The organism is Pedobacter boryungensis (genome assembly GCF_013204825.1).
GTDB classification, from domain to species: domain Bacteria; phylum Bacteroidota; class Bacteroidia; order Sphingobacteriales; family Sphingobacteriaceae; genus Pedobacter; species Pedobacter boryungensis.
On sequence record NZ_JABMKV010000003.1, the window covers coordinates 266,486 to 282,244 of the forward strand.

Annotated in this window: 10 protein-coding genes; 6 read left to right on the top strand and 4 right to left on the bottom strand. The window is 34.4% G+C overall.

From position 1 onward, the window contains the following. Positions 1 to 111: 111 nt before the first annotated feature. The 4 genes from rluF (at position 112) to HQN85_RS13315 (ending at position 4,456) form a co-directional block, all read left to right on the top strand. Complete coding sequence (gene rluF / locus HQN85_RS13300; protein WP_173273027.1) at positions 112 to 1,089, top strand: 23S rRNA pseudouridine(2604) synthase RluF; 978 nt, start codon at positions 112 to 114, stop codon at positions 1,087 to 1,089. 117 nt (positions 1,090 to 1,206) lie between these two features. After that, positions 1,207 to 2,262: a 23S rRNA (adenine(2503)-C(2))-methyltransferase RlmN gene (gene rlmN / locus HQN85_RS13305; RefSeq protein ID WP_173273029.1), complete on the top strand. Its 1,056-nt coding sequence runs from the start codon at positions 1,207 to 1,209 to the stop codon at positions 2,260 to 2,262. 107 nt (positions 2,263 to 2,369) lie between these two features. Further along, positions 2,370 to 3,068 (top strand): ComF family protein, encoded by a 699-nt coding sequence (locus HQN85_RS13310; protein WP_173273031.1) that lies wholly within the window; start codon positions 2,370 to 2,372, stop codon positions 3,066 to 3,068. Positions 3,069 to 3,070: 2 nt separating this feature from the next. Continuing rightward, the gene (locus HQN85_RS13315; protein WP_173273033.1) at positions 3,071 to 4,456 is read left to right on the top strand and encodes a Clp protease/crotonase-like domain-containing protein; all 1,386 of its coding nucleotides are present in this window, start codon (positions 3,071 to 3,073) and stop codon (positions 4,454 to 4,456) included. Positions 4,457 to 4,563: 107 nt separating this feature from the next. Here the strand turns inward: HQN85_RS13315 and HQN85_RS13320 are convergent, their stop codons facing one another. Next, the gene (locus HQN85_RS13320) at positions 4,564 to 7,332 is read right to left on the bottom strand and encodes a PAS domain S-box protein (RefSeq protein ID WP_173273035.1); all 2,769 of its coding nucleotides are present in this window, start codon (positions 7,330 to 7,332) and stop codon (positions 4,564 to 4,566) included. 14 nt (positions 7,333 to 7,346) lie between these two features. Next, positions 7,347 to 8,618, bottom strand: a complete 1,272-nt coding sequence (glyA, locus tag HQN85_RS13325; protein WP_173273037.1) for a serine hydroxymethyltransferase — start codon at positions 8,616 to 8,618, stop codon at positions 7,347 to 7,349. Between the two features lie 259 nt (positions 8,619 to 8,877). On the opposite strand from glyA, the gene dxs reads away from it, so the two are divergent. Together dxs and fcl are read left to right on the top strand one after the other, a co-directional pair. Further along, on the top strand, positions 8,878 to 10,806 hold the full coding sequence (gene dxs, locus HQN85_RS13330; RefSeq protein WP_173273039.1) for a 1-deoxy-D-xylulose-5-phosphate synthase: 1,929 nt from the start codon (positions 8,878 to 8,880) through the stop codon (positions 10,804 to 10,806). A gap of 55 nt (positions 10,807 to 10,861) precedes the next feature. Further along, positions 10,862 to 11,791: a GDP-L-fucose synthase gene (fcl, locus tag HQN85_RS13335; RefSeq protein WP_173273041.1), complete on the top strand. Its 930-nt coding sequence runs from the start codon at positions 10,862 to 10,864 to the stop codon at positions 11,789 to 11,791. A gap of 315 nt (positions 11,792 to 12,106) precedes the next feature. Here fcl and HQN85_RS13340 read toward each other — a convergent pair whose 3' ends face one another. Both HQN85_RS13340 and HQN85_RS13345 read right to left on the bottom strand, forming a co-directional pair. Continuing rightward, entirely contained in the window at positions 12,107 to 13,726 is a 1,620-nt protein-coding gene (locus HQN85_RS13340) for a gliding motility protein RemB (protein ID WP_173273043.1), read from the bottom strand. Positions 13,727 to 13,751: 25 nt separating this feature from the next. Next, complete coding sequence (locus tag HQN85_RS13345) at positions 13,752 to 15,686, bottom strand: polysaccharide biosynthesis protein (RefSeq protein ID WP_173273045.1); 1,935 nt, start codon at positions 15,684 to 15,686, stop codon at positions 13,752 to 13,754. Positions 15,687 to 15,759 lie beyond the last annotated feature (73 nt).

Genomic DNA, 15,759 nt, shown 5'->3' on the forward strand with positions numbered 1-15,759 from the left:
TTTTCACATAGGCACATCAGATTTATAACGATGGGCCTATGTTTCTATCTGGTTGTACTCTATAGATGTGTTAAAATGTTAACTTTGTAGTTAAATTACTAATTCTACTCAATGTCTGATTCTACAACACGGTTAAACAAATACATTAGCGAAAGCGGTTTATGCTCAAGAAGAGCCGCTGATAGGTATATTGAGCAAGGTCAAGTTTTTATTAACGGTCGTAAAGCCAAAGTAGGCGATAAGGTGTTTTTTGGCGATATAGTAAGTGTTAATGGCAATACCATTGAGCCTAAACAAGCAGAGAACTCTATTCTTTTAGCATATAACAAACCTGTTGGCATCACCAGCACTACAGAAGCTAATGTTAAAGGAAACATTGTTGATCATGTAAACCATAGTGAGCGTGTTTTTCCTATTGGAAGATTAGATAAGGATTCTCAAGGATTAATATTTTTAACCAATAATGGAGATTTAGTTAATAAGATTTTACGTGCTGGTAATAATCACGAGAAAGAATACATCGTAACTGTAAATAAACCTTTAACCGATCAATTTATTGAAGGAATGAGTAAAGGTGTTCCAGTGTTGGGTGTGATGACTAAAAAATGTAAAGTAACAAAAGAGAGTTCTTTCATTTTTAAAATTACATTGATACAAGGTCTAAACCGTCAAATTCGTAGGATGTGTGAATATTTCGGCTTCGAAGTAACGAAGTTGGAAAGAACACGCATTATGAATATTACACTTAAAGGTTTAGCTGTAGGCGACTGGAGAGAATTAACTGAAGAAGAACAAACTGAAATATTCAAATTAGTCGCTAAATCTAGTTCTGAAAAACCAGTTGTACCAAAAAGAGTTACTAAAAAATCAGCAGCAGAAAAAGAAGAAAAACCTGCACAACGCTTTGCTAAAGAGAAAACTCGTGGCTCATCAAAACCTAAAGGAGATTCTAAAGGGAATAGCTCATTTAAAGGTAATGCAAATAGTAGCGATTGGTTTAAGTCCGGCCCTAGTAAAAGACCAACTCGTCCATCAAATGGAAAATCTGGTGCGCCTGGCGCAAAAACGCGTAGCCCTAAAAGGAAATAGGTCGAGCTTTATAAGCTGAGTTAAATGTCTGTATATAAAGTCATTTTATAATTGAAATTAATACTCATCACATTCGATCCCTAACTCATAACACAAAAATAATTACCTTTGCACTTAATGCTGAGCACTAAAAAAATAGATATTCGTTCGTTGGATTTGCCAAGTTTGCAACAACATTTCTTGGAAATGAAGGAGCCTGCTTACCGAGCAAAACAAGTCTATCAATGGCTTTGGGAGAAATCTGCCAGAAGTTTTGAAGAAATGAGTAATCTGTCAAAAGATCTTCGCAAAAAGCTAGATGATAATTATTCCATCAACGTTGTTGAAATAAACAGCGCTCAATTTAGTAACGATCATACTATTAAAAATGCATTTCGTTTATACGACGGCAACATAGTTGAAGGTGTTTTAATTCCTACAGAAGAACGCATGACAGCTTGTGTGAGTTCGCAAGTTGGCTGTAGCTTAACCTGTAAATTTTGTGCAACAGGTTATATGGATCGCAAGCGGAATCTAAACGCTGATGAAATTTACGATCAGGTTGTTTTAATAGATCAACAGGCGAAAAAAAATTACAATATTCCACTCACAAACATTGTGTACATGGGTATGGGTGAGCCTTTATTGAATTATGCGAATGTACTTAAATCAATTGAACGAATTACGTCGCCAGACTGTTTAAACATGAGTTATAAACGGATTACCGTTTCTACTGCTGGTATTGCCAAAATGATAAAAAAACTAGGCGATGATGGCGTAAAGTTCAATTTAGCGCTTTCTCTACATGCGGCAAACGATGTAAAACGTCATGAAATTATGCCAATAACTGAGCATAATTCCTTAAAAGCATTGGCTGAAGCACTTAAATATTATTTCCAAAAAACTAAAAATCCAGTTACTTACGAATACATCGTTTTCAATAATTTTAATGATGAAATTCAAGATGCAATGGAATTAGTTAAGTTTTGCAAACATGTGCCTTGTAAAGTAAATCTCATCGAATATAATCCTATTCAATTTGCAGATTTCATTAATGCAGAAGGCGATAAAATTGATGCTTTTGCCGCGTATTTGCGCAACCATGGTGTCAATACAAACATCAGGCGTAGCCGCGGTAAAGATATTGATGCAGCTTGTGGACAATTAGCGGTTAAGGAAACTGCCGAAAGTTAATTTTTAGTTTCCAATAAGCAATTGCCAGTCTGAGCTTGTCGAAGACCTATCTTTCCATTCTTTTACTTCTATTTTCCATTCTCTATTATTTTTTACTAAATTGAATTATGATAGCTGTAAAACGTTTAGCCACAGACATAATTGGATTACTTTTTCCAGAGTTGTGTAATGCCTGTGGTACGCATCTATATTACGGAGAAAAGGAAATTTGCATAAAATGCTTGTACGATTTACCTTATACAGACTATCATTTATACAACGATAATTCGGTTGCTAAACAATTATGGGGTCGATTACCCTGCAATGCAGCTATGGCTATGCTTTATTTTAGAAAGGGCACAAATGTTCAAAATTTGATGCATAGTCTAAAATACAAGGGACAAACTGAAGTTGGTGTAAGATTAGGCCATCTTTTAGGAGAAAGATTAAAATTAAATAGCGTATATAATGATATCGATTTAATTATTCCTGTTCCACTACATCCAAAAAAAGAAAGATTAAGGGGCTATAATCAAAGTGAATTTATTGCTAAAGGAATTGCAGAAGTTTTGGATATTCCAATGAGCCCTAATCATTTGTTACGTGGTAAATCTACAGATAGTCAGACTAAAAAATCGAGATATGTACGTTACGAGAATATGCAGTCGGTTTTTGAGATTCATCAGGCAAAACAAATAGAAAACCTACACGTTTTGTTAGTGGATGATGTAATTACTACTGGAGCAACGTTAGAAGCCTGCGGTAATGCATTATTAACAGCGGGAATTAAAAAATTAAGTATAGCAGCAATTGCATTTGCAAAATAATTATGCGTTTAAAATTACTATTTCTAGGTATTGTTCTTAGTCTCTTTTTTGCTGCTTGCAATAAGGATGAGGATGTTACTTTTGATTTAGACGCTAAAGTTAATTTTTCAATAGATAGTGTCTTATTTGATACCGTTTTTACCTCTATTGGTTCTAGTACTAGACGATTAAAAGTATACAACCCAAACCCTAAAGCAATTAATATCAATAACATCAAATTAAGCGGTGGTATTTCTTCTGCGTTTAGTTTAAATATTAATGGGTTAGCAACTTCAGAAACTAGCGATTTAAAAGTAAATGGGAACGATTCGATTAACGTCTTTGTAAAAGTTAATATTAATCCTACTAACCAAAGTTTACCTTTTATAGTACAAGATTCAATCTTATTTTATTTTAATGGCAAAAAACAAAGCATCCCTTTGGTGGCTTACGGACAAAATGCCAATTTCATAAATAGCGGCACCATATCTACTAATACTACATGGAATAGCAAATTGCCATACTTAATTTATAAATCTGTAACTGTAGCCAAAGACGCTAATTTAACAATAGCGCCTGGCACAAGAATCCTTTTCCATGGAAATTCTACCATGAGCGTAAAAGGTACTTTAACAGCGGTTGGCACTAAAGCAGATAGTATTTTGTTTGCTAGCGATCGATTAGAAAAGTTATATATGGATGAAACAGGCCAATGGAATGGGCTTCATTTTTATCCAGAAAGTAAAAACTCTCAAATCAATTATGCGATTATTAAAAACGGTATTGCTGGAATTACTGTAGATTCACTCTCAGAGAATAACAAACCTAAATTACTATTAACCAATAGTATTATTAAAAACATGGAGGTAGTTGGCTTTTTAGGTTATCAAACAGAGTTGACAGCTTTTAATAACCTTTTTTTTAATTGTGGACAGTACTTGTTATATGGCGTTGGTGGTGGTGTATATAATTTAAAGCAAAACACTTTTGCGGGTTATAACCTCAATTTTCCTAGAAAGACCGCAGCAGTTTATTTATCAGATTACATTAGCAATACACAATCTGCTAATCTTACAGCAGAACTTTACAACAATATTATTTGGGGGAATTTGGCTGATGAATTTACAATTGATAAAAAAGATGCGAAGACAACGGTTTTAATCATGGTAAAAAATAATTTGTTAAAAGTTTCTACTACGACTTATGGTACTAATGGAAATATTTTAAATATGGATCCATCATTTGCAAATCCTGAAATGGGTAATTTTAAACTAAATAAAGTTAGCCCAGCCAACAACAAGGGATTTAACCTGAGTTCAGATGATTATTTCAATACATACTTACACAAAGACCTAAATAATAAATCAAGAATATTCCCTTCTGATTTAGGCTGTTATGAAAATAATTAAAAAATTATAAACTTTTTTAAAACAATTAGTATTCGCTTGCGTTTATTATTTCGAGAGCGTTAATTTAGATGGTAAGGGTCGGTATTTCGTCAAGAAATACCGGCCCTTTACTTTTTCAAGTAAATTGCCAAAACTTCCTTAATTTCTTCGGGATTAAATGGTTTCAAGATATGTCCATTCATACCCGACTCTTTGAACTTCATATTCTCATTATGCAGTGTTGAAGCAGTTAATGCAATAATTGGGAGTTTTTTATAATAATCACCAGAAATTTCTCGAATAATACGAGTGGTATCAAAGCCATCAATTCCTGGCATTCTGATATCCATAAATACTAAATCGTAAATATTATTTACAATTTTATTAATTGCCTCTTCTCCGTTAGTTGCAAAATCAATTATTAATCCCCACTTACTTAAAAATCTTTTTGCAATTAAGATGTTCACTTCATTATCATCAACTACTAGTATTTTTTTACCTGTAAATGCGCTTGGTTTAGCTATAAGTGTTGGAACTACAACAGAATCTGATATTTTCTTAAAATCAATAGCAAATGAAAATAGCGTTCCTTTACCTTCTGTACTCTCTACTTTAATTTCTGAATTATGCAGCTTTAATAATCTTTTGGTAATGGCAAGACCTAAACCCGTTCCTCCATATTTTCTAGAAATATCTGATCCTGCCTGCGTAAAAGTTTCAAAAATATATGATTGCTTATCTTTAGGAATACCAATTCCATTATCCTTAATCTCAAAACAAATCAAACAAGAATCAATGTTATTATATTTTAGTTTTACTTTAAGATCTATTTTACCCTTATCTGTAAATTTAATTGCGTTACCTAATAGATTTACAATTACTTGATATAATCTAGTTTTATCGCCTAACAATTGTTCTGGCACCCTATCATCGTAAGTTAAGGTAAGCAAATTGCCTTTTTTGCCGGCACTTACCTGTAAAGAGTTAGTAATATCTACGCATAAAGTATGTAAATCAAATGGAATAGTTTCCAATTGCAGATTACCCGTTTCAATTTTGGTAAAATCAAGTATATCATTAATAATATTCAGTAGATTTTCACCAGAAAATTTAAGAATATTCAGATCGTCAATTTGTGATGCTTTAGGGTGATTATCCAATAGCAAATGGGTCATTCCAATTACAGCATTTAAAGGTGTCCTAATTTCATGGCTCATTACAGAAAGAAACATTTCCTTTGCTTCGCTTAATTGCAAAGCTTGTTCTCGAGCCTCCACCATCTCTCTTTCTACCTGCTTGCGTTGGGTAATATCATAAATGAGCTCGACTTGTCGTTCTAACTGACCCATTGCATTAATAATTGGCGTATTAGCAACAGAAAGCCAGATAGGCATGCCATCCTTTTTATGGGCTAGCACTTCTATGGTATAAGCTTGTTTATTAGCGGCTTTCTCCCTAGCTTGAGCAATTAACTCCTTGTCCGTATCTGCAGTTGATAAGACATCGCCTAACATTTTTCCTGAAAGTTCTTGCAAAGAATATCCTATCAGTTGCTCCAACGCTTCATTTACCCAGGTAATTTCTCCGTTTTCATTAGCTATAGTTACACCAGTATTAGTTTTACTAGCAACTAATGATAAAATTTGTAGTTCCTCTTCTGCTTTTTTCTTTTCGGTGATATCAATAATAATTTCAACCTCAGTTTCTACTTTACCTTCATCATCTAATACAACAGTGTTGTATATGGATAGCCAAATAGGTTCCTTATCTTTTCGATAAGCTAAAATATCAACAGTAAAAGATTGTTTTTTTTGAGTGAGCGCTCTAGCATTTTCTATCAATGACCAATCAGTATCAGGGCCACTTATTAAATCTCCTAATGGTTTGCCTTTTAAATCTTCAAGGTTAAATCCCGTGATTTTTTCAAAAGCATCATTAATCCAAGTTACATTGTTATTGGCATCATTAATAACAACACCATTATTTACTTTACTAGCTACAAAGGAAAGCTGGGTTAGCTCACTCTCAACCTTTTTTTGTTCAGTAATATCTCTTCCATAAGAATACCAACGGTCATCTTTGAACACCATTCCCCAGCCAATCCATCTTACCTGACCACTTTTACTTACCAATCGAAAATCAATGTTGAACTGTTTACTTTTGTCTTTTAGTCCTTTTTCAATAGCGTAAACTGTTTTATCAATATCCTCACGATAACAATAACTCCACATACTATGGCCAATCACCTCTTCTACCGTATAGCCAAGCATAGAAGTAACTGCATCATTAATAAAAAGTATCGCTCCAGACCTATCTAAGATGCAATGGATTTCTGGTGAAGCAGTAAAAATACCAACAAACTCATCAAAGCGTTTAGTTTGCGCTTCTAATTGCAAATTTTTCCTTTTTAATGCCAATTGCGCTACCACTTGAACCGCTAAGGTCTGTAATGCTTCAAGTTGATTTTCGTTTAACTGCCTAGATTCATAATCTAGTAAACACAAACAGCCTAATGCAAAACCTTCAGCATCTTTTAAAGGGGCGCTGGCATAAAAACGGATGTTCTGTATGTGGGAATATTTAGGATTATTTGAAAGCTCTGGTTCCAAAGTCACATCTGGCACTACAAAAATGTGATCGTACATCATTGTATGCTGGCAGATTGCCATCTCCCTTGGTAGCTTTTTATACTCAGAATCTATACCAATTGCAGAGCGCAGAACAATTGCATCCCTATCTACAAATGCTACGTAAGCCATGGGCACGTTAGCAATTTGCGCTGCTAATTTTACCAAATTATCCAGTTCATTCGCTAATCCATCTCCCAAAATATCATAAGAATACAAAGCCTTTAGGCGTTGTTCCTCATCTTCGGGAGAAATAGGATTAGTAAACATACTTAATAAGAGATTTATTTATATAGCGGGAATCGATTAACTAAAGCTAATACTTTTTCTCTTACTTGTCGAAGATTACTTTCATCTTCTGGCTGAGTTAAAACTTGATCAATCAAATCTACAATCTGTTCCATTTCACTCTCTTTAAAACCTCTACTAGTAATTGCTGCAGTACCTACACGCATGCCAGAAGTTACAAATGGAGATTTATCATCAAATGGAACCATATTTTTATTTACGGTGATGTCTGCATTTTCTAATGCTTTCTCCGCTAATTTACCCGTGATGTTTTTATTACGAAGGTCAATTAACATCAAATGATTATCGGTACCACCAGAAATAATACCATATCCTTTTGCTACAAAAGCCTTTGCCATAGCTTGTGCATTTGCGCCAACTTGCTTAATATAAGTTAAATACTCATCAGATAAGGCTTCGCCAAACGCGATTGCTTTAGCAGCAATAATATGCTCTAATGGCCCACCTTGTGTACCTGGAAAAACAGCCATATCCAGCAAGGCTGACATCATTTTTATTTCACCTTTTGGTGTTTTTAATCCCCATGGGTTTTCAAAATCTTTACCCATCATAATCATTCCACCACGTGGACCACGTAAAGTTTTGTGTGTGGTAGTCGTTACAATGTGACAATGAGGAAGTGGATTTGCTAACAACCCTTTTGCAATAAAGCCAGCTGGATGAGAAATATCTGCCAAAACCAAAGCACCAATTTGATCTGCTACTTTACGAATGAATGCGTAATCCCATTCTCTTGAATAAGCTGATGCACCACAAATAATTAACTTTGGTTTTTCTGCTAAAGCTACTTCCTCTAATTTAGCATAGTCGATTAAACCATCTTCTTTTTTAACCCCATAAAAATGTGGTTGATATAGTTTACCTGAAAAGTTTACAGGAGAACCATGCGTTAAGTGTCCACCATGAGAAAGATCAAATCCTAAAATTTTATCTCCCGGTTGAATAACAGCTAACATAACCGCTGCGTTTGCTTGTGCGCCAGAGTGAGGTTGTACATTTACCCATGCTGCACCGAAAAGTTCTTTTGCTCTTTCAATAGCCAAGTTCTCTATCTCATCTACCACCTGACAACCGCCATAATAGCGTTTACCTGGTAAGCCTTCAGCGTACTTATTAGTTAATACCGAACCTGCGGCTTCCAGCACCTGTTTGCTCACAAAGTTTTCTGATGCAATTAGCTCAAGGCCGTGCTCTTGTCTGTCTAATTCTCTATCAATCAAGTCAAAAATTAAAGTATCTCGTTTCATTATGGGAATGTATTTTTGGTAAAAATACTAAATTATTGCTGAATTCAAGGAGGGATATTGAATACCTTTTAGCTCTCTTTAATGCTGCTATTTTCAGCATTAACAGCAATAAATTAGATGTGCTAACAGCTAATAATAGCGACATTAAATATTAATTCTGCGCCATAAAGTACAATAAGACAATATTGATGCGAATTTGAGACGATTCTTGATAAAAGTATTAAACAAAATACCGTAATTTGTACTTTTAAAATAGTGCATGGAAATCAAAACCGGAGCCTTATTATCTACGATCAACTATCCTGCTGATCTAAAGCAATATAGTGAACAAGACTTAGAGCAAATTTGTCAAGAATTACGTCAATATATTATTGATGTTGTAAGTGTGAATGGCGGACATTTTGGAGCAAGTTTAGGTGTAGTAGAATTAACGGTTGCCTTACATTATGCATTAAACACACCCTACGACAAACTAGTTTGGGATGTTGGGCATCAGGCTTATGGCCACAAAATCTTAACAGGAAGAAGAGATCAATTTCATACCAATCGTATTATAAATGGCATAAGTGGTTTTCCAAAAATCAGCGAAAGCGAATATGATACTTTTGGCGTTGGCCACTCTTCAACTTCAATTTCTGCCGCTTTAGGTATGGCAGTTGCATCTCATTATAAGGGAGAAAAAGATAGGCAACATGTAGCTGTAATTGGTGATGGAGCAATGACAGCAGGTTTAGCATTTGAAGGTTTAAATCATGCAGGTATAGAAAATTCAAATCTCTTAGTTATATTGAATGATAATTGTATGTCTATCGATCCAAATGTAGGCGCACTTAAAGAATACTTAACTAGTATCACCACGTCTAAATCATATAATCGTTTTCGCGATGATGTATCTAATGTATTAGCGAAACTTTCTGAGCTTGGGCCAAATGCGCATAAATACGTTAAGAAAATAGAAAAGAGTATTAAAGGTACTTTACTTAGACAAAGCAATCTATTCGAAGCACTAAATTTTAGATATTTTGGTCCAGTTGACGGTCATGATGTAAAACGTTTAGCTGCTGTTATAAAAGATTTATCAGCTATTCCTGGCCCTAAGCTGCTGCACTGTGTAACGGTAAAAGGTAAGGGTTTCGCATTGGCGGAAAAAGATCAAACAAAATGGCATGCACCAGGTCTTTTTGATAAAATTACCGGAGAAATTAAAAAATCTGTCTCAGATAAACCTCAAGCACCAAAATACCAAGATGTATTTGGACATACTATGGTTGAGCTAGCTGAAACCAACAAAAAGATTGTAGGTATTACTCCTGCTATGCCTTCAGGTTCATCATTAAATATCATGATGAAGGCTATGCCTGATCGTGCATTCGATGTAGGTATTGCCGAACAACATGCCGTTACTTTCTCAGCGGGATTAGCTACCCAAGGCTTAGTTCCTTTTTGCAACATCTATTCTAGTTTTATGCAAAGAGCTTATGATCAAGTTATTCATGATGTTGCGATACAAAACTTAAATGTAGTATTTTGTTTAGATAGAGCTGGTTTAGCAGGTGCTGATGGGGCAACACACCATGGCGCTTACGACTTAGCTTACATGCGTTGTATCCCTAATATGGTTGTGGCATCTCCTATGAATGAAGAGGAATTGCGTAACCTGATGTTTACTGCACAACAAGAAAACATGGGGCCATTTACTATTCGCTATCCTCGTGGAAATGGAATGATGCCAGATTGGAAACGTCCTTTTAAGGCATTAGAAGTTGGCAAGGGGCGTAAAATTTGTGATGGAGAGGATGTTGCTATATTATCGATTGGGCATGTAGGGAATTTTGCAGTAGAAGCTTGCCAAGAATTAGGCACAGTAGGCATTCATCCTGCACATTACGATCTGCGTTTTGTAAAACCCTTAGATGCTGCCTTACTACATGATGTATTTACAAGATATACAAATATCATCACTATAGAAGATGGTTGTTTACAGGGAGGAATGGGTAGTGCCATTTTGGAGTTTATGGCTGATCATAAATATACAGCAAATGTAGTAAGACTTGGTATACCAGATGAATTCATAGAGCATGGAGAACAGCCAGAGCTTTGGACATTGTGCAATTATGATAAAAATGCAATCGTAACTGCCGTGAAAAAAATAGCTGTAAGTCGTACAACTAAAACAATGGCTTCTTAAGTAGAATATTATCACTCATAGCAAAGCCAAAATCTCAGTAATAACTTAAACATTAATGGAAAAAAATTCAAAAATATACGTTGCTGGTCATAGAGGCATGGTTGGTTCTGCCATTTATCGTAAGCTGCAAAAAGAAGGGTTTACAAACCTTATTACCAAGACTTCAGATGAATTAGATTTAAGAAATCAGCAAAAAGTTGCTGATTTCTTTAGTATTGAAAAACCAGAATATGTTTTCTTAGCTGCAGCAAAGGTTGGGGGAATTATTGCGAACAACACCTACCGTGCAGACTTTTTGTATGAGAATTTAGCCATACAAAATAATGTTATTCATCAATCTTATTTAACAGGTGTTAAAAAATTAATGTTCTTAGGCTCAAGTTGCATTTATCCTAAATTAGCACCACAGCCCTTGAAAGAAGACTATCTGTTAACGGGCTTATTAGAAGAAACCAATGAACCCTATGCAATAGCTAAAATAGCAGGTATAAAGATGTGCGATGCTTATCGTGCTCAATATGGATGTAATTTTATCTCTGTAATGCCAACCAATTTATATGGCTACAATGACAATTATCATCCGCAAAACTCACATGTACTTCCCGCCTTAATTAGAAAGTTTGATGAGGCTAAAAAATCTGGTGAAAACAAAGTTGTTATTTGGGGATCTGGCAAACCGATGCGTGAATTTCTATTTGCAGATGATTTAGCGGATGCTTGTTATTTTCTAATGCAAACCTATAATGAACCAAACCTGATAAATGTAGGTACAGGTGAAGATCTAACTATTGAAAACTTAGCAATATTAATACAAGAGGTAATTGGGTTTGAAGGAGATTTAACATTTGATAGTACCAAACCTGATGGAACACCTAGAAAATTAATGGATGTTTCTAAATTACATGCTTTGGGTTGGAAACATCAAATAGAACTAAAAGATGGTTTAGCAATGGCTTATAAAGATTATTTAAATAACCACGCTTAAATTTCACTAAGGAACAGGAAACTCTTTTTTCTAGAGTTTCCTATTCCTATTAACCAATACATATCTGTTCTTAATGCATCTAGGACACCAGTATATGCGAATTGGCAAAAAGCCCAATACGTTTTTCAAAAAAAATCCTCGTGGTACTTGATAATGAAAATCAGAACCACATACCCTACAATTGTGATCTTGGTAACCCATAAAATATTATTCCGGCTTAACATTCTCCACCTACTTCCCAAAAGATAATTACAAGTGGAAAGATTTAATAGATGAAGATGTTTTTGTGCGCAAATTAAGTAACTATTCTGAGTATTAAAAATCTTGATAAATATTCCTGAATGTACTTCTTAAGCCAAAGGTGATTTGAGTTGTTCTGTCGGTACCTAAACTATTTTTCTCTGTTCTTAATATCCCACCCAATTCAAATCTTAAATTATATTTCGGGTTAAGTAAATAAGAAATACGACCATCTAGGTAATAAAAATTTGTTTTTAACCCACCAGCGGTTTGATAACCATAATCCTGCTTACGAGTAAGGTAAGATTCATTAATGTCTTTACCGAAATTTTCTCCGTTCTGATTTAAGCCATATTGCGCATAATTACCTTGTCCATAAAATCCCCAGCGTCCTAATTGATAATTCCAAATTGTTAAGAACTCCTTGAAATTAGCACCCATCGGATGAGCCAAAGCCTCCGCATAATTCCCATAATTTAAGAGAGATGTACGTTGAGTATAAGTAAATGGCCTCGCGGTATTAAACTCGACTAAGTAATTTAAATTCGCTACTTTGAACGCATCGAATCCTTTTAGGCCAAGCTGAATTGCAGACTTATTGGCCCAATAACCATTGCCTTTAAATACCTCTTTTGCTGTAAATTCATCGAGAGCTAATTGTCCATAAATAGTTCCATTACTAAACAATTTATACTTTGCTGTCAATCCAATTAGGGCATTGTCCAAAGAACCATTCATGCCTTCTATCGTTCTTAAAAATATAATTGGATTTAAGTAAGAAATGTCAAGCCCTCTTTTCCCAGAAGCATCGGTGTCTTGCCAAATAATCGAATCAAAAAATCCTAACGATAATCGATTATTAACATTCCAATCTAGATAATGAAATGCACCCCATTTCCTTTTAAAGCCGTGGTCATATAACCCTTGCGGATCGGAGGGATCTAATACAGGATTGTTAGGATCTTGAAATTGAGACCACATTGCCATATATTTTACATTGCCTAATGTTCCTGTAACTTTGAAGAAAGGATAGGCAGCAGAAATATCGGACAATAGCAATGACCTATATCCATCTCCTATAAAATTTTTATCATGGCCTAAAGTAAAAGTAAAATACTTATTGGCAGTATAATTTAACACAGCAGTAGCATATGCCCAATCCTTATTGTTAGTAAATACACCGGTTTTATTTCTGTCATTTACCATTCCCGGAATGACATTTTTAGCATCGATATAATTTGTGAGGTAGTTATTAAACCTAGCTTGGTTTTCAAAACCACTACTGTAAAAAGAAAATTTCTTACCAATCGTACCCCCAATTTGATAACCACGTGTGTTGAGCCAGGTTGTAATTTCATGACTAAAATCTCTTCCAATTTGAAAATCGGGTAGAAAATCAATATAAACACTGTAATCTTCTTTATTAATTTCTACTAAATGCTCATTAAATAACTTACGTGTTACCCAAGAGTTACGGGTTTGATCTGTACCAATTAGCAATAGAGAATCTAATTGGCGGGTAACCGTTGTGTCATCACCAATAACTGGTTTTAAAGAAGTATGAAATCTAGTATCTAAGCTATATAAAGAACGATTTAAACGCTGATACTGATTATAACTATAAGGAATGATTTGTTGAGCCGAGGCATAAAAAGTTGCAAAGACCAGAAGCAGTCCGAGTATATGTTTTTTCATAATAATAGGTGGTAGTTAATTAAACTTAGACTTGATGATCTAGCTCTTCAAAAATAGAATTCTTGCTTTTGTATTCTCTTACCAAATCTTTCATAGCCATTACAACTTGTCGGTCATCATTTCTCTTGGCATGATCTAAAAGTTTATATATCTGTTGTTCAATTTCTGAAAAAACATATTCACGCACTTTTCCAATCATGATTTTTTCATGATGAGTAGGCATAGTATTTTCATTATCGTTCAATAATTCCTCAAATAATTTCTCACCTGGCCTTAATCCAGAATATTGAATTCGTATATCTTGGTTTGGCACTAGTCCTGCCAGTCTAATCATTTTCTTAGCTAACTCTACTATTTTTACAGATTTACCCATATCAAATATGAATATTTCACCGCCTTTGCCCATGCAACCTGCTTCTAAAACTAAGCGACAAGCTTCTGGAATGGTCATGAAATAACGGGTAATTTCTGGGTGAGTTACTGTAACTGGCCCGCCTTTTTCTATTTGTTGTTTAAAACGAGGGATAACAGAACCGTTTGATCCTAATACATTTCCAAACCTGGTGGTAATAAATTTAGTAATCGGTTTTACGCTTAAGTCGTTAATGTAACTCAATCCATTGCTAAAAATAAATTGATCTGTACTTAGCGAATTGTTAAGCGATTGAACATAAATTTCTGCAATACGTTTAGATGCACCCATTACATTGGTAGGGTTTACCGCTTTATCCGTAGAAATCATCACGAATTTTTGCACTCCATGTTTTACGGCTAAATCTGCAATAGTCTTTGTCCCTAAAACATTTGTTTTAATTGCCTCAGATGGATTATCCTCCATTAAAGGCACGTGTTTATAAGCAGCAGCATGGTACACGTAATGTGGTTTATAGGTTTCAAAAAGGTGGTTCATCCTTTTTTCATCTCTTACATCCCCAACAAAAGCATGAAAGTTCGTATTTGCATGCGACTCTTCTAGCTCCAAATAAATGTGATGTAAAGCTGTTTCAGATTGATCACAAAGAAGGATTAAACCTGTCTCAAATTTTAGCAACTGTCTAACCACCTCACTGCCTATAGAGCCAGCAGCACCAGTTATTAATATTCTTTTATCTTGTAATTGATTTTGTATAGATTCAATATCAATTTGAATAGACTTTCTATTTAACAAATCTTCTATATTGATATTTTGGATTTGTGTAGTATGTAGTTTCCCGCCTGCCCAAACATCTGCAGGTGGTATATTGAGCACCACCACTTCGTTTTCTAAACAAACATCTACAATTTGATTTTTCCTTTCAATTGGAATACTGTAAGAAGCAAAAATTAATTCGTCCAATTCATGTTCCTTAATAAGGGATTCTAATTTTTCAGCAGCAATAATTTTAATACCATCTATCGTCTTACCTACTTTGCGTTCATCATCATCCACAAAGGCCATTATGGTTTTATTCACTTTTCCATCATGGTCAAAAGTACGTTTAGTTGCTAGTCCGGCCTCACCTGCGCCATAAATAATAACTTTTCTTTTATCTAAATTTAGATTTTTAATGTATAAGAAAAAGTACTTGATCATTACCCGATAGGTAATTAAAAATAGAAAACTTGCTAAACCATTTGTAACTAATATTGCATTTGAAACAAGTGAATCTTGCAAAAAAGAGATAAAGAAGAGATTAATTACGAAAAAGGTGCCATTTGCGACCAGAACTGAAAATAGAATTCTGAAAGAGTCTTGTGCACTAGTATATCTTACAATGCCTGTATAGGTTTTTACATTTAAAAAAACAGCACTATTGATAAAACCTAAAATTAAAATATTTCTATATAATTCAGGAATATCAATGGCGCTAATATCTAGATTTTGTCTTAAACTATAGGCACATACTAGAGAAAAAGTACAGATGACTAAATCTAGTAAAAAGATAATCCACCGAGGAACAATATTAATTTTAGTAAACAAACCTTATAAGATTAATTTTCGTAAAGTTAAGTATAAATATATAAATATTAACTCAATTTTAATACCTAACCAA

Excerpts from the sequence above, each read along its gene's own strand:
- rluF (WP_173273027.1), top strand. The coding sequence starts at position 112 with ATGTCTGATTCTACAACACGGTTAAACAAATACATTAGCGAAAGCGGT.
- rlmN (WP_173273029.1), top strand. The coding sequence starts at position 1,207 with ATGCTGAGCACTAAAAAAATAGATATTCGTTCGTTGGATTTGCCAAGT.
- HQN85_RS13310 (WP_173273031.1), top strand. The coding sequence starts at position 2,370 with ATGATAGCTGTAAAACGTTTAGCCACAGACATAATTGGATTACTTTTT.
- HQN85_RS13315 (WP_173273033.1), top strand. The coding sequence starts at position 3,071 with ATGCGTTTAAAATTACTATTTCTAGGTATTGTTCTTAGTCTCTTTTTT.
- HQN85_RS13320 (WP_173273035.1), bottom strand. The coding sequence starts at position 7,332 with ATGTTTACTAATCCTATTTCTCCCGAAGATGAGGAACAACGCCTAAAG.
- glyA (WP_173273037.1), bottom strand. The coding sequence starts at position 8,618 with ATGAAACGAGATACTTTAATTTTTGACTTGATTGATAGAGAATTAGAC.
- dxs (WP_173273039.1), top strand. The coding sequence starts at position 8,878 with ATGGAAATCAAAACCGGAGCCTTATTATCTACGATCAACTATCCTGCT.
- fcl (WP_173273041.1), top strand. The coding sequence starts at position 10,862 with ATGGAAAAAAATTCAAAAATATACGTTGCTGGTCATAGAGGCATGGTT.
- HQN85_RS13340 (WP_173273043.1), bottom strand. The coding sequence starts at position 13,726 with ATGAAAAAACATATACTCGGACTGCTTCTGGTCTTTGCAACTTTTTAT.